The sequence below is a fragment of the Sorangium sp. So ce204 genome, assembly GCF_051526795.1.
Taxonomy (GTDB): Bacteria; Myxococcota_A; Polyangia; order Polyangiales; family Polyangiaceae; genus Sorangium; species Sorangium cellulosum_B.
On the sequence record NZ_CP150317.1, the window covers coordinates 8,206,933 to 8,230,569 of the forward strand.

17 protein-coding genes are annotated in these 23,637 nt (G+C 71.1%); 10 read left to right on the top strand and 7 right to left on the bottom strand.

Features of this window, described 5'->3' with window-relative positions; all coding sequences use genetic code 11:
• Window positions 1-232 precede the first annotated feature (232 nt).
• From WMF22_RS30390 to WMF22_RS30405, 4 genes are all read right to left on the bottom strand, one after another.
• The gene (locus tag WMF22_RS30390; RefSeq protein ID WP_438032053.1) at window positions 233-1,300 is read right to left on the bottom strand and encodes a response regulator; all 1,068 of its coding nucleotides are present in this window, start codon (window positions 1,298-1,300) and stop codon (window positions 233-235) included.
• Between the two features lie 90 nt (window positions 1,301-1,390).
• Window positions 1,391-4,258 (bottom strand): ATP-binding protein, encoded by a 2,868-nt coding sequence (locus tag WMF22_RS30395; RefSeq protein WP_438032054.1) that lies wholly within the window; start codon window positions 4,256-4,258, stop codon window positions 1,391-1,393.
• 230 nt (window positions 4,259-4,488) lie between these two features.
• The gene (locus tag WMF22_RS30400; RefSeq protein WP_437293513.1) at window positions 4,489-5,547 is read right to left on the bottom strand and encodes an ABC transporter permease; all 1,059 of its coding nucleotides are present in this window, start codon (window positions 5,545-5,547) and stop codon (window positions 4,489-4,491) included.
• Window positions 5,547-6,482, bottom strand: coding sequence for an ATP-binding cassette domain-containing protein (locus WMF22_RS30405; protein WP_438032055.1), 936 nt, complete (start codon window positions 6,480-6,482; stop codon window positions 5,547-5,549). The genes WMF22_RS30400 and WMF22_RS30405 overlap by 1 nt, the downstream gene beginning before the upstream one ends.
• Window positions 6,483-6,809: 327 nt before the next feature.
• Here WMF22_RS30405 and WMF22_RS30410 point away from each other — a divergent pair, with 327 nt between their 5' ends.
• From WMF22_RS30410 to WMF22_RS30420, 3 genes are read left to right on the top strand one after another with little or no spacing between them, the layout of a single operon-like run.
• Window positions 6,810-8,459, top strand: a complete 1,650-nt coding sequence (locus WMF22_RS30410) for a protein kinase domain-containing protein (RefSeq protein WP_438032056.1) — start codon at window positions 6,810-6,812, stop codon at window positions 8,457-8,459.
• Between the two features lie 5 nt (window positions 8,460-8,464).
• A complete protein-coding gene (locus tag WMF22_RS30415; protein ID WP_438032057.1) occupies window positions 8,465-9,751 on the top strand; it encodes a tetratricopeptide repeat protein in 1,287 nt (428 codons plus the stop codon).
• A gap of 1 nt (window position 9,752) precedes the next feature.
• Window positions 9,753-11,558: a hypothetical protein gene (locus tag WMF22_RS30420; RefSeq protein ID WP_438032058.1), complete on the top strand. Its 1,806-nt coding sequence runs from the start codon at window positions 9,753-9,755 to the stop codon at window positions 11,556-11,558.
• A 205-nt stretch (window positions 11,559-11,763) separates the two neighbouring features.
• Here WMF22_RS30420 and WMF22_RS30425 read toward each other — a convergent pair whose 3' ends face one another.
• On the bottom strand, window positions 11,764-12,300 hold the full coding sequence (locus tag WMF22_RS30425) for a hypothetical protein (RefSeq protein WP_438032059.1): 537 nt from the start codon (window positions 12,298-12,300) through the stop codon (window positions 11,764-11,766).
• Between the two features lie 492 nt (window positions 12,301-12,792).
• The gene (locus WMF22_RS30430) at window positions 12,793-13,563 is read right to left on the bottom strand and encodes a hypothetical protein (protein WP_438032060.1); all 771 of its coding nucleotides are present in this window, start codon (window positions 13,561-13,563) and stop codon (window positions 12,793-12,795) included.
• A 677-nt stretch (window positions 13,564-14,240) separates the two neighbouring features.
• Between WMF22_RS30430 and urtA the strand changes: the two genes are divergently transcribed.
• The 7 genes from urtA (at window position 14,241) to WMF22_RS30465 (ending at window position 22,838) form a co-directional block, all read left to right on the top strand.
• Window positions 14,241-15,542, top strand: a complete 1,302-nt coding sequence (gene urtA / locus WMF22_RS30435; protein WP_438032061.1) for an urea ABC transporter substrate-binding protein — start codon at window positions 14,241-14,243, stop codon at window positions 15,540-15,542.
• A gap of 127 nt (window positions 15,543-15,669) precedes the next feature.
• Complete coding sequence (gene urtB, locus WMF22_RS30440) at window positions 15,670-16,566, top strand: urea ABC transporter permease subunit UrtB (RefSeq protein ID WP_438032062.1); 897 nt, start codon at window positions 15,670-15,672, stop codon at window positions 16,564-16,566.
• Between the two features lie 14 nt (window positions 16,567-16,580).
• Window positions 16,581-17,714, top strand: coding sequence for an urea ABC transporter permease subunit UrtC (urtC, locus tag WMF22_RS30445; protein WP_438032063.1), 1,134 nt, complete (start codon window positions 16,581-16,583; stop codon window positions 17,712-17,714).
• 81 nt (window positions 17,715-17,795) lie between these two features.
• On the top strand, window positions 17,796-18,623 hold the full coding sequence (urtD, locus tag WMF22_RS30450; RefSeq protein ID WP_438032064.1) for an urea ABC transporter ATP-binding protein UrtD: 828 nt from the start codon (window positions 17,796-17,798) through the stop codon (window positions 18,621-18,623).
• A gap of 4 nt (window positions 18,624-18,627) precedes the next feature.
• Window positions 18,628-19,329, top strand: a complete 702-nt coding sequence (gene urtE / locus WMF22_RS30455) for an urea ABC transporter ATP-binding subunit UrtE (protein ID WP_438032065.1) — start codon at window positions 18,628-18,630, stop codon at window positions 19,327-19,329.
• Window positions 19,330-19,546: 217 nt separating this feature from the next.
• A complete protein-coding gene (locus WMF22_RS30460; protein ID WP_438032066.1) occupies window positions 19,547-20,848 on the top strand; it encodes a formylglycine-generating enzyme family protein in 1,302 nt (433 codons plus the stop codon).
• 814 nt (window positions 20,849-21,662) lie between these two features.
• Window positions 21,663-22,838 carry a formylglycine-generating enzyme family protein gene (locus WMF22_RS30465; protein WP_438032067.1) on the top strand — a complete coding sequence of 392 codons (1,176 nt, stop codon included), beginning with the start codon at window positions 21,663-21,665 and terminating at the stop codon, window positions 22,836-22,838.
• Window positions 22,839-23,126: 288 nt separating this feature from the next.
• Here WMF22_RS30465 and WMF22_RS30470 read toward each other — a convergent pair whose 3' ends face one another.
• Window positions 23,127-23,582 (bottom strand): DUF4351 domain-containing protein, encoded by a 456-nt coding sequence (locus WMF22_RS30470; RefSeq protein ID WP_438032068.1) that lies wholly within the window; start codon window positions 23,580-23,582, stop codon window positions 23,127-23,129.
• Window positions 23,583-23,637 lie beyond the last annotated feature (55 nt).

The following is a 23,637-nucleotide window of genomic DNA, read 5'->3' on the forward strand; positions in this document are numbered from 1 at the left end:
GCCAGGAAACGGCGCAGACAGCATGATGGCAGCATGCTTTCAAGCTATGTAAAACAAATATGTTTAACAACAAAAAAGCGGACGAGCGATCTCTCCGTCATCCATGGCCAACGCGCTGGCTGTGTTCTGGGCTACGTGGTCGCACAGCGTGACTGTCATGATATCGATTCTCCGCGTGCCACGGTGTCCCGCCTCACCGGCGCGGCCCAGCGGGCGCGCTGGCAAGACGATGTCAGCGGACCTGTCGCAGCGCGTAGTCGATGCCGCTCCGGAGCGTCCCCCGGGTGACCACGGTGCTGAGATCGATCTCGAGCGAGACGAGCGTTTGCGCCAGCTCGGGGCGCAGGCCGGTGATCACCGTCGTCGCGCCGAGCAGCCGGAGCGCCGCCGCCGTGCCCATCAGCGTGGTCGCGACCGCGGAGTCGATGAGCCTCACGCCCGTGACGTCGATGATCACGACGTCCGTCCGGTTCGTGTGCACGCAGCTCAGCGCCGCTTCGAGCGCCTGCTGCGCCCGGCTGGCGTCGATCGTCCCGATCAGCGGCATGACCATGATCCGCTCGGTGATCGGAATGAGCGGCGTGGAGAGCTCCGCCAGCCGCTCCTTCTGCGCCCGGATGATCTCCTCCTGCAGCGCCGCGCGCGCCAGCTCCGCGCGCTCGCGCTCGGTGAGCTCCAGCGTCAGCCGCTCGTTCGTCCTGCGGAGCTCCTCGGTCTGGCGCGCGACCTCGGTCTCCAGCTGCTCGTTCGACCCGCGGAGGGCGGCTTGCGCCTGCGTGAGCTCCGAAAGGGCCCGCTCGAGCTCGGCCGTCCGCGCCGCCACGCGTCGCTCCAGCTCGTGCGTGAGCGTCTGCAGCGCCGCCTCGGCGGCGACGCGCTCCTCGACCTGCGCCGCGAGGCTCTTCATCAGCTGCCTGAGCTTCGTCTGCACCCGGACGCGCGCGAGCAGCTCCTCGCTCTGGAACGGCTTGAGGAGGAAATCCACGGCGCCGAGGTTCAGCCCCTTCACCTTGTCCGCGCTCATCTCCGTGCTCGCCGTCATGAAGATGACAGGGATGTCGCTCGTGGCCGGATCCGTCTTGAGCCGCCGGCACGTCTCGAAGCCGTCGATCCCTTCCATCTTCACGTCCAGCAAGATGAGATCCGGCGCCACGTCCTTCGCGAGCTGGATGGCTCGCAGGCCGTTCGTCGCGGCCGCGATCTCGAACCCCCAGCCCGAGAGATTGTCGCGGAGCAACCTCAGGTTTCGCGGCTCGTCGTCGACGATCAGGACCGTCCCGGTATCACTCACGTTCGTCACACTGCCCTCTCCAGCAGACAGCCTCACTGTTCGCGCCAGCGACGCTGCACGAGGATGACTGCGCTCACAGCAAATCTCAACCCGACGCCCTCATCGGGCGCGACCGTCGATGCGCCCGCCGACGAGCTCTTCTATCGACTCCAGCCGGAAGTCCTCGGAGAGCTCGCGCAGGTGCTTGGCGAAGGGCGCGAGCCGAGGGTCGCCCAGCTCGAGCTTGTCCGCGTATTTCTGGATGTGATTGACGAGCCCCTTGCGCGCGAGATCGCGCAAGGCCTTGAGGTCCTCGTCCGGGGGCAGGACGACATCGCGGGTGCTTGTCACACCCGAGCTGGGGCTCGGCTCCGTCTCCTCGCTGGCGCCGTCCTGCCGCTCGTAGATCCACTCCAGCTTGAGGTGTCGCTGGAGCTTCTCGAGCAGCTCATCCATCTGCAGCGGCTTGGCAAGGAAATCGTCCGCGCCCGCTTCCAGGCTCTTGTCCTGGTCGGTGATGAACGCGCTGGCGGAGGACGCGATGATCACCGTCCCTGCGAGCTCCGGCGCCCTTCGCATGCGGCGCATCATCTCCCAGCCGTCGAGCACGGGCATCGCGAGATCGGTGATGATCAGATCGAACCTCTCGCGCGCCGTCCTGTCGAGGCCCTCCTGGCCGTCGTTCGCCTCCGCCAGCTCGAACCCGAGGGTCGCGAGCATGCTGATGACCACGGCGCGGTTCTCCGGCTTGTCGTCCACCACGAGGAGCCTCCGTCGCGGGCCCTTGTAGCCGACGATCTGCCCCTGCGCCGTGCGCCTCACGGTGTCCGTCCAGTCGGGCGCCTCGGCGAGCGTCAGGTCCATCCAGAAGACGCTGCCCTTGCCGAGCTCGCTCCTGACCTGGATGGAGCTGCCCATCAGCGTGACGATGCGCTGGCTGATCGCCAGCCCGAGCCCGGTGCCCTCGCGGTGGCGACTCTTGTCTCCGACCTGCTTGAAGGGCAGGAATATCTGGTCCAGGTGCTCGGCGCCGATGCCGGTCCCCGTGTCCTCGATCTCGAAGCGTATCCTGCGCGTCTTGGTCCGCGATTCGGGGCTCGCGCCGTCCTCCGGGAGATCCTTGCGCGCGCCCCGTGGCCCGCCGGGCGCCTCCGCGACCGTGAAGGTGACGCTGCCGTTCTCGGTGAACTTGATGGCGTTGCCGAGCAGATTGAGCAGGATCTGACGCAGGCGCCGCTGGTCGGCGCGCACCCCCTCGGGCAGCGCGGGGCCGGGCTTGAACACGAACGCGATCCCCTTCTGCTCCGCGCGGATCCGGCAGATCTCGGCCGTCGCGTTCAAGAACGACGGGAGATGGAAATCGTTGGGGTGAATCTCCATCGTCCGCGACTCGATCTTCGCCAGATCGAGGACGTCGTTGATGAGGGTCAACAGATGAGAGCCGGACTCGGCGATGACCTCGACGCCGCGCAGATCCTGCTCGCCCAGGCTCCTGGAGCGCTTCAGGATCTGGGCGTACCCGAGGATGCCGTTGAGCGGTGTCCGCAGCTCGTGGCTCATGTTGGCGAGGAAGTCGCTCTTCGCCCTGTTGGCCGCGTCCGCGGCGACCGTGGCCTCCTTGAGCTCGGCGGTGCGCTGCTCGACGCGCTGCTCGAGCTCCTCGTTCGTCTTCGCCAGGGCGGCGAACGTCTCGCGGAGCTGCTGGGCCATGCCGTTCAGCGCGTCGCCGATGTGCACGAACTCCCGGGTTCCTGACGCCTCGAAGCGCTGCTCGAGGTCACCGCCCCGGATCCGCTCGGCCGCCGTGACGAGCTGCCGCACCGACGGCAAGGTCACGCGCATGATCACGAGGACGGGCAGCGCGACGAGCGCCAGGATCGAGAACGCCGCGATCAGCCAGTAGTCCCAGTACAGCCCCTTCACCGACGAGAGCAGCGCCGCGCGAGGGACGTCGGTGAGCAGGACCCAGTCCGGCGCCGCGATGCGCGCCGCCACGATCACGCGCTGATCCGTGCCGCCGACCACGTGCGCCTCCGCGGCGTCGTCGCGCTTCGCCGCCTCGAACGCGCGCCTGAGATCGTCGTCGCCGATGGACTCGACCGTCAGCGTGCCTTTGCTCCCGTGGATCTTGTCCTGGTGCACGCTCGAGACGAGCACCGTCCCATCACCCCTCACGAGGGCGTGCTCCGTCCCCGGATACAGCGAGAGCTCCCGGAAGCTGTCCATCACCGCGTTGACCGTGACATCGTGCCCGGCGCTCCCCGCGAACGCGCCGTCGCGGAAGAACGGCACCACGACGCTCACCATCCACTCGCGCGCCCCCGGGTCGTAGCTCGTCGGCGTCCAGCGCGGCTTTCCTTCCGGGTTGTTCGCCGGGAGCACGAGCGTCGTCCACTCGGAGTTGACGAAATCGACGGTCGTGTCGACCTGATCGATGTAGTTCGTGTGGCTGGGCCAGTACATCACGAGCCCGTTCCGCCTGGGGATGAGCCACGTGTTGATGGGCTCCCCCGGCGCCCCCGCCGAGTACAGCTCGGTCATGCGCTTCAGCTCCAGGAGAAAGACCTTCTCCCGGTCGTCGAGCGGGTAGCCAGCGGGCAGCCAGACGATGGCGTCTCGCCTGGGCTCGAAGCCCGCGTTGCGCGACACCATGCCGCCGTCCCGCGACGGCCCGACGAGGGCGTCGAACTTCTGCGGGGTCTCTCCCTCGACTTCATGTAGCGCCGAGGTGAGCATGCGGCCGTACCGCGCGACGCTCGCCTCCGCCTGGATCAGGCGGTCGTTCATGCGGCGGGTCCACTCGTCATGCGTCCGCGCGAGGACGCCCAGCTCGTTCTTCAGGATCGCGCCCTCGATGGCCCACGCCGCGATCCACAGCCCCGGACCCACGAACACGAGCAGCGCGACGGCCAGCGGCCCCGCGACCCAGAAGGACAGACTCGGCGCCGTGCGAGGGCGTTGGCCGCTCCGCTCCCCCCGTTCATTCATGCGGTCATCGTACACGAATACAGGACCGCGCCGCTTTGGAAGGTCAATGTCCGGAACAGAAAATATGGACACATGGTAGGACCATGCGTGCCTCACGAGGACTGCGCCGCCACCTCGACGCAGGTTGACTGACATGCTCGCGGAGCGAGGATCGATTGGCGCACAGCGTGCGCCGGTGAGCTCACGCACCGTGGCCGCGGCTCGGTGGCGCGCTGGCCGCGGCGCGGCGGCTACTCCCAGCGGAAGAGCTTGAGGGCGAGCGCGAAGGTCGCGACGCCCCAGACGGCGAGCAGCGCGAGCTCGGGCGCGATCACGGCGAGCGGCGCCCCCTCGAGCATCACGCCGCGGAGCGCGTCGTTCAGCGCGGTGAGGGGCAAGGCCTGGACGAACGGCTGGATCGCGTCGGGGAAGCGATCGGCCGAGAAGAAGACGCCGGAGCAGATCCACATCGGGAACGTGACGAGGTTGCCCAGGCCCGAGATGCCCTCGAGGGTCCGCGGCCGCGCCGCGATGAGCAGGCCGACCCCGGCGAACGCCAGCGCGCCGACCACGGCGACGAGCGCGAGCGCCGCGAGCGAGCCGGCGATCGGCACGCCCAGCACGAGGACGGCGAACAGGAGCAGGGCCACGACCTCGAGCGCCAGGAACACGAGCCGCGCGCCGAGGTGCGACGCGAGCAGCTGCCACCGCGGCATGGGCGCCGCGACGAACAGCTTCAGGAGCTTGCCGATGCGCTGCTGCACGATCGCGACCCCGATCCCCCAGATCCCGGTCAGCATCACGTTCATGCCGAGCAGCCCGGGCACCAGGAAATCGACGTAGCGGGAGCCCCGCTCGGCCTCGGTCACCTCGAGCGCGGCCGGGCGGAAGGCGTCGGCGCGCCCCGCGGCGCGCTGGAGCGCCTGGTCGACCTCGAGCCGAGCGAGGCGGCTCTCCGGCCGCGCCGGATCGAACCAGTACGTGGGCGGATCGGTGGCGAGCACGACCAGCGCGACCTTGCCCGTCCGGAGCTCCTGCTGCGCCTGCGCGCGCGGGACCACCCGCGGGACGACCTGCCCCGACGCCTCGAGCGCCGCGCGCCGCGGCTCGGCCCCGGCGCCCTCCTCGACGCTCACCCGCACGGGCTCCGCGGGCTGGTCCCTGAACGCGACGGCCAGCGCCGCCGAGAGCACGATCGGGAACACGAACACCCAGAAGAGCGCCTCGGGCTCGCGCAGGAACTCCGCGACCCGCGCCCGGATGAGGAGCGCGAGCGACGAGGCGCGCAGGGAGCGGAGCCACCGGGCCATCACGCGGCCTCGTCGTCCGCGAGCGTCCGCCCGGCGAGCGCCATGAACACGTCCTCCAGGCTCGCGTGGTGCGTCGCGAGCCGCTTCGGCGCGGCCCCGCGCGCCGCGCAGAGCGCGAGCAGCGGCGGGAGCACGCGCGCGACGTCGCGCACCGTCAGCCGGAGCGCCCCCTGCGCGGAGCGCACGGCCTCCACGCCCGGCAGCCCCGTGAGCTCCTCCTCGGCGATCTCCGCGTCCACCTCGACCTCCACGACGTGCTCGGCGCCGAGCGAGGCGACGAGCGCCGCCGGCGTGCCGAGCGAGAGCAGCCGCCCGCGATCGACGATCCCCACGCGGTCGCAGAGGCGCGCGGCCTCCTCCATGTAGTGCGTGGTCAGGAGGATCGTGCGGCCGCGGGCCTTCAGATCCTCGACGATGGCCCAAATCTGACGGCGCGACGAGGGGTCGAGGCCCGTGCTCGGCTCGTCGAGGAACAGCACCTCCGGATCACCCGCGAGCGCGCACGCGAGCGACAGCCGCTGCTTCTGCCCGCCCGACAGCGTGCGCACGAAGGCGCTGGATTTTTCCTGCAAGGCCACCCAGCGCAGCGCCTGCTCCGGCTCGATGCCGCGCGGGTAGAAGCTGCGGAACAGCGCGATCACCTCGCCGACCCGGAGCTTGTCCGGGAAGCGCGTCTCCTGGAGCTGGATGCCGAGCCGGGCGCGCAGCGCGATGCCGTCCCCCACCCAGCGCTCGCCCAGCACCTCGACCTCGCCGGCGTCGGGGCGGGTCAGCCCCTCGAGGATCTCCACCGTGGTCGTCTTGCCCGCGCCGTTCGGGCCGAGCAGGCCGAAGCACTCGCCGCGCCGCACCTCGAGGTCGAGCCCGTTCACGGCCACGACGTCCCCATAACGCTTGACCAGGCCGCGGCAGACCAGGGCGGGAGAGGCAGACACGGCACGTCTGTATCGCAGAGGACGGCAGAAAGGAACCGGGACACTTCAATCCAACGCGGCCTTCGCGCGACCCATCACGGCCTCCGGCGCGACGACGCGTGCAGGGCGGAGGCGCCGTCGGATCGCCCTCAGCAGATGAAGCACACCTCCACGCGCCCACAGGAGCGCCGGAAAATTCGACAGACGACGCGACGTATCGCCTCTCCGGAGAATCGAATCTACCAGACACCTGCGGCGAGCGCGTCGAGCGCGGCCCTGCAAGGAACCATCCGGTCCGGAATCGTGGCTCGCCGGTCTGCAAGCTCAGAGCGACGGAGTGGGGGGCGCGTGGTGAGCGATGAAGAGGGAGTGGTGCCCGTGCACTGCGGTGAGGTCATCGCAGACCGCTACCGGGTCGAGCGGCCTCTCGGCATCGGGGGGATGGGGGCCGTCGTCGCGGCGCGGCACCTGTCGCTGGGCGAGCTGGTGGCCGTCAAATTCATGCGGCCGGAGCACTGCGGCAACGCGGCGCTGCTGAGGCGGTTCCAGCGCGAGGCGCGCGGGATGTTCCGGATGAAGACGGAGCACGTGCCGCGGATCTACGACCTGGGCGCGCTCGCCCCGAGGCCGGGGATCGCGCTGCCGGTGCCGTACATCGTGATGGAGCACCTGTCGGGCAACGATCTCCGCTCGATCCTGGAGCGCCGCGGGCGGCTGCCGGTCGACGAGGCGGCGGAGTACGTCCGTCAGGCCTGCGTTGCCCTGACCGAGGCGCACGCGCTCGGGATGGTGCACCGGGACCTCAAGCCCGCGAACCTGTTCCTGACGTACCGGACCGACGGCACGCCGCTGCTCAAGGTGCTCGACTTCGGCGTCGCGAAGTTCATGAGCGCGAAGCCGGAGCACGACGGGCTCGAGATGACGACGGCGCGGTCGGTCATGGGCTCCCGCCGCTACATGGCGCCGGAGCAGATGCTGACGCCCAAGGACATCGATCTGCGCGCGGATCTGTGGGCGCTCGGGGTCGTGCTGTACCAGCTCGTGAGCGGCACGCTGCCGTTCGGCGCGGAGACGCTGGAGCAGTTCGTGCTGGTCGTGTCGGAGAAGGCGCCCCGGCCGCTCCGGAGCGCGTGCGCCGATCTGCCCGAGGGGTTCGAGGAGATCGTGATGCGCTGCCTCGAGAAGGACCGGACGCGCCGCCCGGCCTCGGCCCGCGAGCTCGCCGCCGCGCTCGCGCCGTTCGCGCTGCGCGGAGCGCCCGACGCGACGCTGCCCACGGGGGTGCACCGTACCCAGCCGACGTTCACGTGGCTGGACGACGGGCCGCCCACGACCGCCGCGCGGCCGCCCACGGCGTCCGCTCGGCCGGCCGCGGCCTCCGTTCGGCCGCCCACGACGGCCTCCGGGCCGGCCGAGACGAGGCGCGAGGGCCGCCGCCCCAGGCGAACCTGGCTGGCGGCCACGGCCGGCGCGGTCTCCGCGAGCGCCACGCTGGCCGCGATCCTCCTGTCGCCCGGGTGGCCGCGGGCGGCGGGGTCGACCTGGGCCGACGGCGCCGGCGCGCAGCACCTCGCGGGCGTGCCGCAGGGGCTCGCCGCGGAGCCGAAGGGGAACGCGGTGGCATCCAGGTCGTTCCAGGGGCCCGATGACGCGGCCGAAGGTGCGCCGCACGACGGCGCAGCCAGCGCGTGCGAAGCGCCCCAGGCCGACGCCAGAGGCGCGCGCCCGGCCGCGCGCAGCGGGGCCGGCGCCGTCCTGTCCACGAGGACCGCGCCGCCCGCGCGGGCGAACGCGGGGAGTCCGCAGCGCGCGCCGGCGCGCGGGGTGCACGCGTCCGGGTCCTCACCGGCGCCCGCCGCTGGCGCCGCGGTGCGGACGGCGGCGAATACGCCGGCGCCCGTCCGGGGCGCGGCGGCAGGCGCGCCGTCCCTCGTGACAGCGCCCGGCAGCGGCGCTGAAGCGGCGACGCCGCCGGGCGCGCCGGACAGCCCGTGGTGATCGCCATGCCCCGAGGAGCCCTGCCGAAGATCCCCTGCTGCTCGCGCCCGCGCGGGCTCACGTCCGCCCTCGCGGCCCTGTCGCTGTGGCTCGCGCCTGCGGGCGGCCAGGCCGGCGAGCCCGGTCCGGCGCAGTCCGACACGGCACAGACGAGCCCCAACCTGGCACAGCCCAACCCGGGACAGGCCATCCCCAACCCGGGACGGCTCAACCCGGGACAGGCCATCCCCAACCCGGGACGGCTCAACCCGGGACAGGCCATCCCCAACCCGGGACAACCCAACCTGGGACAGCCCCCCCTGGAGCAGCCCAGACCCAACCCGGGACAGCCGGGCGGACACAAGGAGCAGGTGCTCGCGCTCTATCAGGCCGCGACGCGCCTGCTCGAGGCGGGCCGCATCGCCGAGGCGTGCGCCATGCTCGAGCAGGGCCGGACGCTCGATCCGACCGCCCTCAACCTCCTCCTGCGGCTCGGCGAGTGCCTCGCGCGCACAGGCAGGACCGCGGGCGCCTGGAACGTCTTCAGCGAGACCGCGGCCATCGCGAAGAGCGCGGGAGACCCCCGCGCCGCGCGCGCGGCCGCGCTCGCGGCGGCGCTCGAGCCGCGGCTCTCGCGGATGGCGATCGCCGTGCCCCCCGGGAGCGCCGCGCCGGGGCTCGAGATCCGACGCAACGGCGTGCTGCTCCTGCCCTCCCAGTGGGGCCAGGCGCTCCCGGTCGACCCGGGGACGCACACGATCGAGGCGCAGGCGCCTGGCAGGAAGCGCTGGTCGGTCGAGCGCGTCGTCCCGCCCGACGGCGCGGGCGTCGTCATCGACGTGCCCCTCCTCCTGGCGCAAGAGCCGCCCCCGCGCGCGCTCGCCGCCGCGCCGAAAGGCCAGAGGACGCAGGCGCCTCCCGCCCTGCCGCTCGACGACCGCGGAGGCGGCGCCGGCGCAGGGCGCGCGCAGCGCGTGATCGCGCTCGTGACCGGCGGCGCCGGCCTCGTCGGGCTCGGCCTTGGCGCGGTGTTCGGCGTCGAGGCGATCGCCCGCAGGGACGCCTCGAACAGCGGCCACTGCGACGCGCGGAGCCGCTGCGACGCCGTCGGGGTCTCGCTGCGCGAGGACGCGCAGGAGGCCGGCACCGCCTCGACGATCGCCTTCTCGACCGGCACCGCCGCGCTGCTCGCGGCCGGCCTGCTCCTCTGGACGGCCCCGCCCAGCGCCGCCGGCCCGCCCTCGCGCCGCGCCACGGCGGCGGCCGCCGCCGGCCCCGGCGGGTTCTCCCTCGTCGTGGGCGGGAGTTATTGACGTGGGCGCGCGCGGCTCGGCCGGGTTCGGCCCGCGGTTCACCCTCGTGGCGCTCGGCTGCGCCGGCTGCAACGCGCTGCTCGGGCTCGAGGACGGCATCCTCGTGGACGAGGGCTGCCCGCCGCTCTCGACCATCGCCTGCTACAGCGGGCCGCCGGCGACCGAGGGGGTCGGCGCCTGCCAGACCGGCCTCATGCGGTGCAACGCCGCCGGCGACGGCTACGGCCCCTGCGAGGGCGAGGTCACGCCTGCGCCGGAGCGCTGCGGCAACGCGGCCGACGACGACTGCGACGGCGCGATCGACGAGGCGGACGGCGACGGCGGCCGGCCCGAGGATCCCGCGGCCGACGGCGGCAGCGCCGTCTGCGCCTGCGCCCCCGGAACCTTCGAGCCGTGCCCGTACGGAGGGCCGCCGGGCACGGTGGGCATCGGCGCGTGCCGCGCCGGCCGGCGGACGTGCGGGCTCGACAGCCGGTGGGGCGCCTGCGCCGGCGAGGTCACGCCGCGGGTCGAGGACTGCACGACGCCGGTCGACGAGGACTGCAACGGCGGATGGGACTGCGGCGCGGTGCTCCCCGGCGGACCGCTCGGCGCCCTCCTCGGCGGCGCGGGCCAGGAGCGGGCGCGCGCGCTCGCGGCGGGCCTCGGCGGCTCCGCGATCCTGGGCGGCGAGTTCGCGGGCTCCCTCGATCTCGGCGCGGGGCAGATCCCAACCTTCGCCGAGCAGGACATCTTCGTCGCGCGGCTCGATCCGGGCGGCAACGTGGCGTGGATGCGTCGGCTCGTCACCGAGGGGCGAGGCTCGCTGCAGGCGCTCGCGGTGGATCCCGAGGGCAATGTCGCGATCACGGGCGAGCTCGTGGGGAAGATGAACGACGTGGGGCTCACGGCCGACGCGCCGCTGGGGTTCGTGATCAAGCTGAACGCCTTGGGCGAGCCCCAGTGGAGCGCGGTGCTCCCCGGCAGCCCGCAGGACATCGCGGCCTCGGCGCGGGGCGAGTTCGTCGTGGTGTCGACGCTGATGGACCCCGGCGGGACCGACGTGGCGGTGGCCGAGCTCGACACGTCGGGCGAGCTGCTCTGGAGGCGGGAGTTCCGCGGCGCGGGGAACCAGGAGCCGACGGGTGTGGCGGTGGACCCGCGCGGGGATGTGGTCATGACAGGGACCTTCGACGGCGAGCTCCAGCTCGGCGACAGCGCGCCCCGGCTCCTGTCCAGGGGGATGAGCGACGTGTTCCTTGCCAAGCTCGACGAGCGCGGCGAGCACATCGCGTCGCTGGCCTTCGGAGACGGCCGCCAGCAGCGCGGCGGCGACATCGAGATCGGGCCGGACGGCGCGATCGCGCTGAGCGGGACCTTCGCGGGGATCCTCGATCTGGGCGGCGGCGAGCTGTTCTCGGAGGGGATGTCGGCGTTCGTGGCCGAGCTCGGGCCCGCGCGACAGCACCGCTTCAGCCTGGCTTACCCCGCGGAGCGGCCGCCGCGCCTCGCGCTCGAGGCGGACGGCGGGCTCGTCCTGGCGGGCGACGTCGATGGCCCGACCCACCTCGGCGGGGGGCCGCTCGACGGCGGCGGCAGCGACATCGTCGTGGCGCGGTTCGACGCCGGGGGGCGCCACGTCTGGAGCAAGCGGCTCGGCCCGGGCGCCGGGAGCAGCCGCGGGCGCCGGTCCGCGGCGGGGGTCGTGTCGTTCGTGGACCGCGGCCACGTCCTGCTCGCCGGGACCGTGGAGGGCAGCGTGGACCTCGACGGCGCCACGGCGCGGTCGACCTGGTCCGACATCCTGATGGTGCGGCTCTCGCCGTAGGGCGCCGGCGATCCCTGGCAGGCTCGCGTCCGGCAGGACCGCTCATCGCAGGGGGCGCTCGGCGCGCGCCCCTCGAGGGTCGCTGGCAGGACGGTACGCGACAAAACAGGACAGGCGATCTCGACGAGATCGCCTGTCCTGCCCGGCCGGCTCGGATCACCTCAGGATCGATGGCGCACGACGCCGGCACGGCGCCTGAGAGCCATCACGGGCAGGTGTTCTGGCACTCGAGGTACGGGCTGCACGCCGCATCGTCTTCGCAGGCGGCCGCGAGGGCCTCGATGCAGGCATCCTCCGCGGCCTCGAGGAGGTCATTCAGGCACGACAGGCAGTCGGCGTTGTTCGCGTCCAGGTTGATGGTGCCGTCATCGTTGCAGACGTCGCTCGTGGCATCGGTGGTATCGCACACGCTGGCGCACGCGGCGTCAGCCGCGCAACCACACTGCTGGAACCCGTGAATCGCGAGGGCCTCCAGCTCGTCCGCGTACGTCTCATCACAGCAGTCCAAGCACTCGTCTTCGGACCCGGCGTCGGCGCACACCTCGCCCCCGCCCGTGCCCGCGCCGCCCTCGCCCGTCCCGCCTGATCCGCCCTCGCCCGTGGTGGCCGACGACGTGGCGGTGGTCGAGCCCGAGCCGCCCGCGCCGCCGTCGCCGCTCGTGTCGCCATTACCGCTCGTGACCGTACAGGCCGCCATCATACCCACGCTGATCAGGATCGCTGCGAAACCAAGAGCTTTCATGAATCCACCTCCAGACGAGTAGGGTCGCGCCGCGCGGCTCGTAACTCGGCACTACACGTCGAGCGACGTCGCCGGGCCACGCTTCCTGTGCACTTCAACGCCACCGTCGGCGCCGGGCGCTGTTCCTACACCAGAATTTTACGTGATGGTATCTGCTTCGTGCCTACAGCTGCGCCGCTGCGCCCCGAGCGGCCGCGCGAGGAGCACGCATGTCTCTGCACAATGTGCGCGCAATCCACCGGGACAGATCGGTTGTCAGCAGTTTTCTGCAACAGGAGCAGACCCTAGCACAGGGCCGGTGCGGGAGATCAAGCGGCTCCGCGTGAATAACTTGCTCCAGGGGAACGCGCTGGGCATGCGGGCGACCTCAGCGGCAACTGTGAGACAGGAGGCGCCCACCAGAGCTCGCTGGTGGCCTGTCGCGCTCCGAACGATCGAGATCTCGATGGAGGCGGCGGCGAGCTCTCGGCCCTTTTGCCTGCGCGGGCGGTGTTACGAGCCGCCCGCGGCGCGCCGCATGGCGCAGTCGAGGTCGCCTTTGCAGGGGTCGCCCGCTGCACGCGCGCCGCCCGGGCTCGCCGGCGGCGCGGCGGCAGCCGGTCCACTGCTCTGCGTGGCGCGCTTCGCCGACGCCTTGCCCCCGGCAGCGGGGGCGGCGGGTGGGGCCTTCGCCCCGCGCTCGCGCGTCTTGTCGCCCTTCTTCTTGGCCGGAGGCGCCTCGGCGGGCGCGGCCGCGGCCTTTGCCTCCACCTTCGGCAGCTGCGCCAGCGCCGCGCTCGCCGCGTGCCGCACGCCGGGCTGCGCGGCCGCCTGGAGCGTCTCGCGCGGGGCGCCGAGCCACACCGCGCTGGCGATGACCGCCGCCCCGAGGGCGCCCGCGATTCCGTACCGCACGCCCGCCGCCCGCCGCGCGCGCGGCGGGCGCAGGTCGATCGGGACCTCGGAGGGCACGGGCGTGAGATCCGGCGGCCTGAACGCCGGCAGCTCGGAAGGCACGCCGAACGGAAAGATCTCCAGGTAGCTGCTGCGCTCTCCGTCGCCTGCGGCGGCCCCGTGGCTATCCGCCATCCCGGAGCCCCTCGCGCCGTGATCGGCCCGCGCGCCGCTCCTGGCGGAGGCGTCCTTCTCCACCGCGAGCAGCGCGCTCAGGGAGATCACCACCGAGTTCTCGTCCCGCGGCCCGGCTGCGACGCCGTCCGGCGCCGCTCCGCCGCTCGTGGATCGACCATCCGTCTCGCCCGGCAAGTGATTCGTGCTTCTCATACGCTCCACCCCGCCTGCCCTCCGTCTCGACCGAGCACAGGGCGCAGACAGCATCTATCAGTGTACTCGCCATTTGCCGCTCTTGATACAAGTTTTTTACTGCACTGGAGAGCGCACCTGGTCGTAACTGTTCGCCACAGCTCGCAAGAGCGCCGGAGCTCGCAGCGCTCGTGCGCGCAGCGGCCAGAGCGCCCCACACCGTGTCGGCTCAAGCGACATCGGGCGTGAAGACCCCGGGCGAGGCCGCGCGTGCGCGCCCAGCGGCCCCGCGCGTCGCCCTCGCCGTCGCGTGCGGTGCATCACACCGGAGCCGCAACCGGGGCGAAAACTCGAGCGAAACGAGAACAACGATGGATCCGCTCGACGCGCTTTGTGGTCAGAAATCCAAACGGCCTGCGGAAAACGCACGGCGCCTGCCGGCCGGGCGACATTTCACGTCGACGAAACCTCGACGAAACATGGCACTCGGCATAAGGCCTTTCACCACGACGTCGTGTGGCTGGCCCTTGTCCGGGGACCGCGTTCTGCTGTGCAGGGCGTCCATCGGGTGTGTCCAGCCGGGAGTCTCCACTGGCCGGCTCCCGAACTCCCAACGGCTCTTGTGCAGTCGAATCGCCGCGCCGCGTCGATGCAGGGCATTGGACGCGCCCTCGGCACCCAAGGAGGATGCGTTGAATATGTACACGTCTGGGTTGGACGTTGAGGATCGGCCGGCTGCGGGCACCTCTCGGCGTCGGGCGCTCTGCGTCGCGATGGCGGCGCTCGCCGGCGCGGCCGTGCTCTCTGCCTGCGGCAAGGCGAACGACGAGGCTCCGGCGCCCGGGACGACGCCCGTGGCGCCCGCCTCGGACAGCGGCTCCATCAAGGTCGGCGTGCTCCACTCGCTGAGCGGCACCATGTCGATCAGCGAGGTGGCCGTGAAGGACGCGACGCTGCTCGCCATCGAGGAGATCAACAAGGCCGGCGGCGTGCTCGGCAAGCAGCTCGTGCCCGTGGTCGAGGACGGCGCCAGCGACTGGCCCACGTTCAACGAGAAGGCCAGGAAGCTCGTGCAGCAGGACGCCGTGGCGGTCGTGTTCGGCGGCTGGACCAGCGCCAGCCGCAAGGCGATGCTGCCCTCGTTCGAGGAGCTGAACGGCCTGCTCTTCTACCCGGTCCAGTACGAGGGGCTGGAGCAGTCGCCCAACATCTTCTACACCGGCGCCGAGCCGAGCCAGCAGATCGTCCCCGCGGTCGACTACCTGCTCGAGAAGGGCAAGAAGCGCATTTACCTGCTCGGCTCCGACTACGTCTTTCCGCGCACGGCCAACAAGATCATCAAGGCTCAGCTCGCGGCGAAGGGCGGTGAGCTCGCCGGCGAGGAGTACCTGCCGCTCGGCGGGACGGAGGTCAGCACGATCATCACGAAGATCAGCGCGGCAAAGCCCGACGCGATCTTCAACACGCTGAACGGCGACAGCAACGTGGCGTTCTTCAAGCAGTTCAAGGACGCCGGCTACACCGCCGACAAGCTGCCGGTCCTCTCGGTGAGCGTCGCCGAGGAGGAGGTGCGCGGCATCGGCGCCGACAACATCGCCGGACACCTCGTCTCGTGGAACTACTACCAGACCACGGACACCCCCGAGAACAAGAAGTTCGTCGACGCGTACAAGGCCAAGTACGGCGCCGCGCGCGTCACGGACGACCCCATCGAGGCGGGCTACTTCGGGGTCTACCTGTGGAAGATGGCCGTCGAGAAGGCGAAGTCGACCGAGGTCGCCAAGGTGAAGGAGGCCGTGAAGGCGGGAGGCATCGAGTACAACGCGCCCGAGGGCCTGGTCCGGCTCGACGGCAAGAACCAGCACACCTGGAAGACGGTCCGCATCGGCGCGGTCCGGAAGGACGGCCTCATCGACGAGGTGTGGAGCTCGGGCAAGCCGGTCCAGCCGGATCCGTACCTGAGCGCGTACCCCTGGGCGAAGGAGCTGGCCGCCAAGTAGAGCGGCGCGAGCGCGAAGCCCGGATCACGGAGCCGCGGCGGGCGCGGGGCCTCGTCGGGATGCCCTCCGCGCCTCCGCGGCCCGAACCTCACTGTGCGCGGCGTCTCGATCGGTTGGGTGCTCTAGAATGAACGAAGTTCTCCTCCACGCCTTCAACGGCCTGAGCCTGGGCTCGATCCTCCTGCTCATCTCGATGGGCCTCGCGTTCTCCTTCGGGCTCATGAACGTGATCAACATGGCCCACGGCGAGTTCATCATGGCGGGGGCCTACACGACGTACGTCATCGGGCACCACGTCGCGCCGCTCGTCGGGGGGACCGAGGCCGGGCTCTGGTTCCTGCTCGCGCTGCCGGCCTCGTTCCTCGTGGCCGGCGTGCTCGGGCTCGTGCTCGAGCTCACGATGGTCCGCTTCCTCTACGGCAGGCCGCTCGACACGCTGCTCGCCACGTGGGGGGTCGGGCTCGTGCTGCAGCAGGCCGCGCGGAGCCTGTTCGGCGCGTCCAACGTGCAGGTCTCGAGCCCCTCGTGGCTGAGCGGCGGCGTGGCGCTGTCGGGCGGCGTGCAGCTGCCTTACAAGCGGGTCTTCCTCATCGCGCTCGTGATCGCGTGCATCGTCGCGGTCTACACGTACCTGCACCGCTCCGCGGGCGGCAGGCGGCTGCGGGCCGTCATGCAGAACCGCGAGATGGCCTCGTGCCTCGGCGTCCGCGCGCGCCGGGTCGACGCCGCCACGTTCGCGCTCGGCGCCGGGCTCGCCGGGATCGCGGGGTGCGCGCTGACGCAGCTCGGCTCGATCGGGCCGTCGCTCGGGACGAACTACATCGTCGACGCCTTCATGGTGGTCATCCTCGGGGGCCTCGGGCGGCTGCCTGGCACGGTGGTGGCCGCGCTCGTGATCGGCGTCGCGAACACGCTGCTCGAGCTCTCGACGACGGCGTCGCTCGGCAAGGCGCTCGTGTTCGCGCTGGTGATCGCCTTCTTGCAGTGGCGTCCGACAGGCCTGCTCGCCCTGCGCACACGATAGGAGAGGACACGGACATGGCCCCTCGAGACTCTGCCCTTCGCACCTTCGTCTGGACCTGGGGAGCGCCGCTCGCCGTCGCGCTGCCGCTCCTCGTCGCGCCGCTCGTGCTCTCCGATTTCCGCCTGAACCTGCTCGGCAAGTTCCTCACGTACGCCATCGTCGCCCTGGGGCTCGATCTCATCTGGGGCTACGGCGGGATGCTGAGCCTCGGGCAGGGGCTCTTCTTCGGCCTCGGCGGCTACGCGATGGCGATGTACCTGAAGCTGGAGACGTCCGGCTCGCGCCTGCCCGATTTCATGAGCTGGAGCGGCCTCGAGGCGCTGCCGCTCTTCTGGGAGCCGTTCCGCTCGCCGGTCGTGGCCCTCTGCGCCGTCGTCCTCCTGCCGATGGCGGTCGCGTCCGCGGTGGGTTATCTCGTCTTCCGGAGCCGCGTCCAGGGGGTCTATTTCTCGCTGATCACCCAGGGCCTCACGCTGATCGCGTCGATCCTCTTCATCGGCCAGCAGGCGGTGACGGGCGGCACGAACGGGATCACGAACCTGAAGACGATCTTCGGCTTCGCGCGGGGGGCGACCGGGACGCAGACGGTGCTCTATTTCGTGACGCTCTTCTGCCTCGGGTCGCTCTATCTCCTGTGCCGGAAGCTCACCCAGTCACGCTTCGGGCGCCTGCTCGTGGCGATGCGGGACGACGAGAACCGGGTGCGCTTCCTCGGCTACAACCCGGTCACGCTGAAGACGCTTGTGTTCGCGCTGTCGGCGGGCATGGCGGGCATCGCGGGCGCGCTGTTCGTCTGCCAGGTCGGCCTCATCTCGCCCTCCTCGATGGGCGTGATCCCGTCGGTCGAGATGGTGACCTGGGTGGCTGTCGGCGGGCGCGGCACGCTGATCGGCGCGGTCGTCGGGGCGATCCTGGTCAGCCTGGGCAAGAGCGCGCTGAGCGAGTCGTACCCCGAGGTGTGGCAGCTCGGCTTCGGCGCGCTCTTCGCGGCGTCGGTCATGCTGCTCCCGAAGGGCGTCTCGGGCTTCCTGCAGCGGCACGCCGCGAAGCTCTCGCGCCGCAACACGGGCGGCGCGGCGGGGCCGGCGGGCGGGGATGAGGTCGACCCGGCGGCGGGCCCAGAGGCGCCGGCGACGACCGGCCGCTGAGGGGGAGGCGCGGAGATGAGCGGAAGCAAGCACGGAAGCGCGCACGGGAACGAACGCGGAGACGAGGAGAGGAGCAGCGCGATGAGCCGCGGCAACATCGTCGAGGTCCAGCGGGTGACGGTGAGCTTCGACGGCTTCAAGGTGCTGGACGAGCTCGACTTTTCCATCCAGCGCGGGGAGCTCCGGTTTTTGATCGGGCCGAACGGCGCGGGGAAGACGACGCTGCTCGACATCCTGACCGGCAAGACGAAGCCGTCGAGCGGACGTGTTGTGTTCCACGGAGGTGGGGAGTCCGGACAGGAGGCCGTGGAGGTGAATCGCCTGCCGGAGCACGCCCTCGTGCGGCTCGGGATCGGGCGGAAGTTCCAGACGCCGGCGGTGTTCGGGAGCCTCACGGTGCTCGAGAACCTGGAGGCGGCGATGGGCTTCCGGGAGAGCGCGCCGGGGCTGCTCCGCGGGCTGTCGGCGCCGCAGGAGAGGGAGATCTCCGAGACGCTCGATCGCGTCGGGCTCCGGCGGCGCGCGGACGTGCGGGCCGCGGTGCTCGCGCACGGGGAGCGGCAATGGCTGGAGATCGGCATGCTGCTCGTGCAGCAGCCGAAGCTGCTGCTGCTCGACGAGCCGGTGGCGGGGATGACCCGGCGCGAGCGCGACCGCACGGGGGAGCTCGTCCAGGAGATCGCGAAGCAGCGGTCGGTGCTGGTGGTGGAGCACGACATGGAGTTCGTGCGGCGCTACGCGAGCACGGTGACGGTGCTGCACGCCGGCAGGCGGCTGTGCGAGGGGCCCGTCGAGGAGGTCCAGGGCAACGCGCAGGTGATCGAGGTCTACCTCGGGCGGGCGCACGACGCTGGGCGCGCGCGGGGCGGGGCCAAGGCGGCGGCCGAGGCTCAGGCGGAGGAGCGGTAGCAGCATGCTGGTTGTCGAGGATCTCGCGGTCTATTACGAGGAGAGCTGCATCCTGTCGCAGGTCAGCCTGGACGTGGCGCCAGGGCGGGTGTCGTGCCTGCTGGGCCGCAACGGGGTCGGCAAGACGACGCTGCTCAAGGCGATCATGGGCGTGCTGAAGCCGCGGCGCGGCAAGGTGACGCTCGACGGGGCGGACCTCACGGCGAGGTCGCCGAGCGACAGGGCGCGCGCGGGGATAGGTTATGTGCCGCAGGGGCGAGGCATCTTCCCGTACCTGACGGTGCGAGAGAACCTGCTCATGGGCTTCGAGGCGAAGAGCGACCCGACGCCGAGCCCGGCGGCGCTGGACGAGATGATGGAGATGTTCCCCATCCTGAAGAAGTTTCACGCGCGGGCGGCAGGGACGCTGAGCGGCGGGCAGCAACAGCAGCTCTCGCTCGCGCGCGTGCTGCTGAGGAAGCCGAAGCTGCTCTTGCTCGACGAGCCGACGGAGGGGATCCAGCCGTCGATCATGCAGGAGATCGGGGAGGTGATCAAGGGGCTCGGCCAGAAGGGGGATATGGCGATATTGCTCGTCGAGCAGTTCCTGGATTTCGCGCTCTCGACGGCGAGCGAGTACTTCATCATGGATAACGGCGGGATCGTGCGGCGGGGGAGCGTGGCGGAGTTCGACGACGAGATCGCGAGGGATTTTTTGGCAGTGTGAGGGGGTGATGCCGGGCTGCCCGGCCCTGGGAGAGGGTGTTCGGGGCGTGGCGCTGTGCGGGGGCGCCGTCGAGCCGGCCACGAGGCTGCGCGCCGGGCGTCGCCCCTACCGGGCCCGGGGACCGCGCGGAGAGCACACGCCTGGCTCGCGCGGCAGAGCACGTTCCCGCTCATGCGCCGCGGTGGACGGCCGCGGAGCGACGGCGGTAGGTGAACACATGGCGAAGAGGAAGCGCGCGACGTGGCTGTGGGCGGCGTGGGCTCTCGCGGCGGGCGGGTGTGCGACGCTGGCACGGCCGGAGAACGACGTCGTGGCAGGCAGCCATGGCGGGGGCGGGACCGGAGCGGAGACGGGCACCGGAGGCGAAGCAGGCGGCGGAGGGCATGCCGCTGCCGGAGGGGAGGCAGGCGGCGGGACCGGCGATGTTGCGGGCACCGGCGGGAGCGGGGGAACTGGAGGTGGGGAGGAGTGCACGCCCGGCGGGAGAGAGTGCGTCGGGCAGACCTGCGTCGAGGGGAAGTGCACTGGGGAGTGCAGCCCGGAGGACGTACGCTGCTCGGGGAACCGCCCGCAGCGGTGCGATGCGCGCGGCGCGTGGGAGGACGCGGAGCCGTGCCCTGCGGCAGCGCCCGTGTGCCGTGAAGGGACTTGCATGATGCAGCCGAGCTGTGACGGACTGGCCGAGACATGCGGGCCGAGCGGCGACGAAAGCTGCTGCGCGCGCAGGGAGGTGATACCCGGCGGCACGTTCGACCGGGACAACGATCCAGCGTATCCAGCGACGGTGAGCGGGTTCGTGCTGGATCGGTTCGAGGTGACGGTAGGGCGGTTCCGGCAGTTCGTGAAGGCGTATCCAGAGAGCAAGCCCGCGCCGGGAGCGGGGGCGCACCCGCTGATCGCGGGGAGCGGGTGGAATGAGAACTGGACGTACGAGCTGCCCATGGACGCAGAGGCGCTCAAGGATGCGGTGATATGCAGCTCAGGCTATAGGACGTGGACGGTCGAGGCCGGTGACCGGGAGCACCTGCCGATGACCTGCCTGACCTGGTATGAGGCGTTCGCGTTCTGCGCGTGGGACGGGGGCCGGTTGCCGACAGAAACCGAGTGGAACTACGCGGCGGCCGGTGGAGACGAGCAGCGCGAATATCCTTGGTCGAATCCGGCGAGCTCGACCACGATCGATGACAGTTATGCCGTGTATGGCTGCATGGGGAATGGGGATGCATCCGACGACTGTGGGGTCAACGATATCCAGGCCGTCGGGTCGCGATCGCCGAAGGGCGATGGGAGGTGGGGGCAGGCGGACCTGGCCGGGAACATCTGGGAGTGGGTTCTGGACTCGTACGTAGACCACCCGTCCGAATGCAATGATTGTGCTAAGTTGACGAACCCCTCTCTCCGTGCGATCCGGGGCGGGGGCTGGTTCTACGACGCGTCGGGCCTGCTCTCTTACCGCCGCTACGACGGCACCCCGTGGTACCGCTCTCACGTCGGGGTCCGGTGCGCGAGGACACTGTAGCCAGCCGGTCTGACGATCGCAGTGCGTGACACTTCAGTCGGCCAGCGCCAGAAGGAAGACCGATGGCCAGCGTGCAGCGCATGACTGCGCCAGGGATGGGTCTGCATCCGGCGTGTGTGGGCTCCGCGACGCGGCCGCGCCCCTGGACGCCGGCGGGATCGATCTCCGGGTCGTCGGAGCGAGCGAACCGCCGCAGCAAGTCCTCGCGGGTGTACTGTGGCATCGGCAAGTATTCTAGCATAGAGATCCCCCATTCCACATCCCGCCGCGATGCCACCCACCGGGCGAGCTCGTCGAGGGCCCTTCCTGAGCGAGCGACCAGGAACGGCACCAGCTCGTCGCGCAGCGGCAGCTCGTTGGCCGCGATCCAGAGGAACTGAAACGGCGAGGGCCCGACGCGGTAACAGCCAGGGGCGAACCGCCCCAGCGTGCGGACGGAGTGCAGCCACGACGGCAGGTGGGGAGCGACGACCCAGAGCGGCTCCTCACCCATCCAGGGTGGCTCGCGCTCCTCGATGCGTTCGATCGCGCGCGCCAACCTGCGCAGCGTCGCACGCTTGATCTCCCCGATGCCGACGTGGTCGCCGGCCATCTTGATCTCGATGAGCACCTCGTCGTGGTCGCGAGCGGCGGTCCGACGCGATGGGTGCAATGGGGTGTAATGGGGTTTAACAGAGCAACAGAGCGCGCGGAGCAGCGTGACAGGCCTCACCCGGGCATCTACGCGGACCGCGGGGAGCGCGCAGCAGGGCGCGACCGGTCGCGCATCGCGGTCGCGGTGGACAGCGGCTATGCAGCGGCTGTAGGAGAAGATATGGCGAAGAGGAAGCGCGCGAGATGGCTGTGGGCGGCGTGGGCTTTCACTGCGGGCGGGTGTGCGGAGCTGGCGGGGCTCGAGGACGGCTATTACGTGCTCGAAGAGGGCAGCGGCGGAGCTGGGGCCGGCGAGGCGACAGGCGGCGGGACGGGAGGTGTCGCGGGCACCGGCGGCAGCGGGGGAGCTGATGGTGGGATGGCAGGTGTCGCGGGCACCGGCGGCAGCGGGGGAGCCGGTGGCGGCGAGGAGTGCACGCCCGGCGGGGACGAGTGCGTCGAGGGAACGTGCGTCGAGGGGACGTGTGTTGTGCTCCCGAGCTGCACCGGACTGGCCGAGACGTGCGGGCCGAACGGCGACGAGAGCTGCTGCTCGACCGCGGAGGCGGTGCCCGCGGGGAGGTTCTACCGGAGCAACGATACGAGCTATCCAGCGACGGTGAGCGGCTTCCTGTTGGATCGGTTCGAGGTGACGGTGGGGCGGTTCCGCAGGTTCGTGGGAGCGTATCCCGGGAGCAAGCCCACGCCGGGCGCGGGGGCGCACCCGCGGATCGAGGGGAGCGGGTGGAACGCGGACTGGGCGAGCAACCTGCCCGAGACTGCGGCGGAGCTGACGGCGGCCGTGAAGTGCCACGACGAGTACCAGACGTGGCGGGACACGGACGAGGGGACCGAGCACCTGCCGATGAACTGCCTGAGCTGGTACGTGGCGTTCGCGTTCTGCGCGTGGGACAAGGGCCGGCTCCCGACGGAGGCGGAGTGGAACTACGCGGCGGCGGGGGGAGACGAGCAGCGGGAGTATCCGTGGTCGAATCCGGCGGGCTCGACGGCAATCGATGTCAGTCACGCGGTGCATGACTGCACCGGGGATGAGTCTGCTCCGGGATCGTGTGCGTTCAGCGACATCCTGCCGGTCGGATCGAGGTCGCCAGCAGGAGATGGAAAGTGGGGACAGGCGGACCAGGCAGGGAGCCTGTGGGAGTGGGTCCTGGATGGGTACGGAGACTACCCAGAAGAGTGCGACGATTGCGCCACGACGACCCCCACGATGTACCGTGCGTTCCGCGGCGGCGGCTTCAGCCTCGGTGCGCCGTCCCTGCTGTCGTCCGGTCGCAGCTACGGCGTCCCATCGGATTACGGCAACGGCGTCGGGGTCCGGTGCGCGAGGACGCCATAGCGGACCGGCACGGCGATCGCAGCGAGTTTTACATCACTGTCCCCCGCATCGGATCCCGCACGGCGATGGACCGAGGCAGCGGGCTGCAATAGGAGACGATATGGATCGGAGACACAAATATTGATTAATGTATCACTTCCATTGAAACATGATCCTTGACCCCTTGTTCGAGCACGGATCCCCGCCGATGTCGGGCGATGCGTGCTCATGCGGCTCGCCCGCACCCTCCGCTGCGTCTCCGAGGCCCAGCACCTCGACTTCGCCCGCAAGCGCGACGAGCTCGGCAGCTCAGCTCGGCATGTCGAGCACGTCAGCGAGGGAGTTTGCGCTGAGCACCCGCTCGGCCCACTGCTCGAGCGCGGCGCTTTCGGCCGCCTCGATGCGGGCCACGGCGGCATCCGGCAGCTCGCCGAAGCGAGCGCGGAGCTGCCGCAGGAGCGCGGCACGCTCTCCTTCGAGGCGCCCTTCTCGGCGGCCCTGGTCGCGCCCCTGCGCGACGTGCTTCTTGGCGAAATCGCTCTGGTATTCGTAGCCCTTCACCATCGACTCCAGGGCCCGCCGGGCCGTATCGTCCAGGGAATTTAGCACGAGATCGCCGTAGAACCTGGCCCTGTCCTCATCGAGCTCGCGGATGGCGGGCAGGACGGCGGCGGCGATGTTCGCGCCCTGCTCGCCAGCGCCATGCGTGAGGGCGGAGAGGATGGCGCGCTCGGGGCGTCGGGCCGCCTCGGCGGTGTCTGTCACGCTTGGCACCGCCTGCTGCCCAGCACGGGCGGGCGCATGTCGAGCGTGCGGCGGC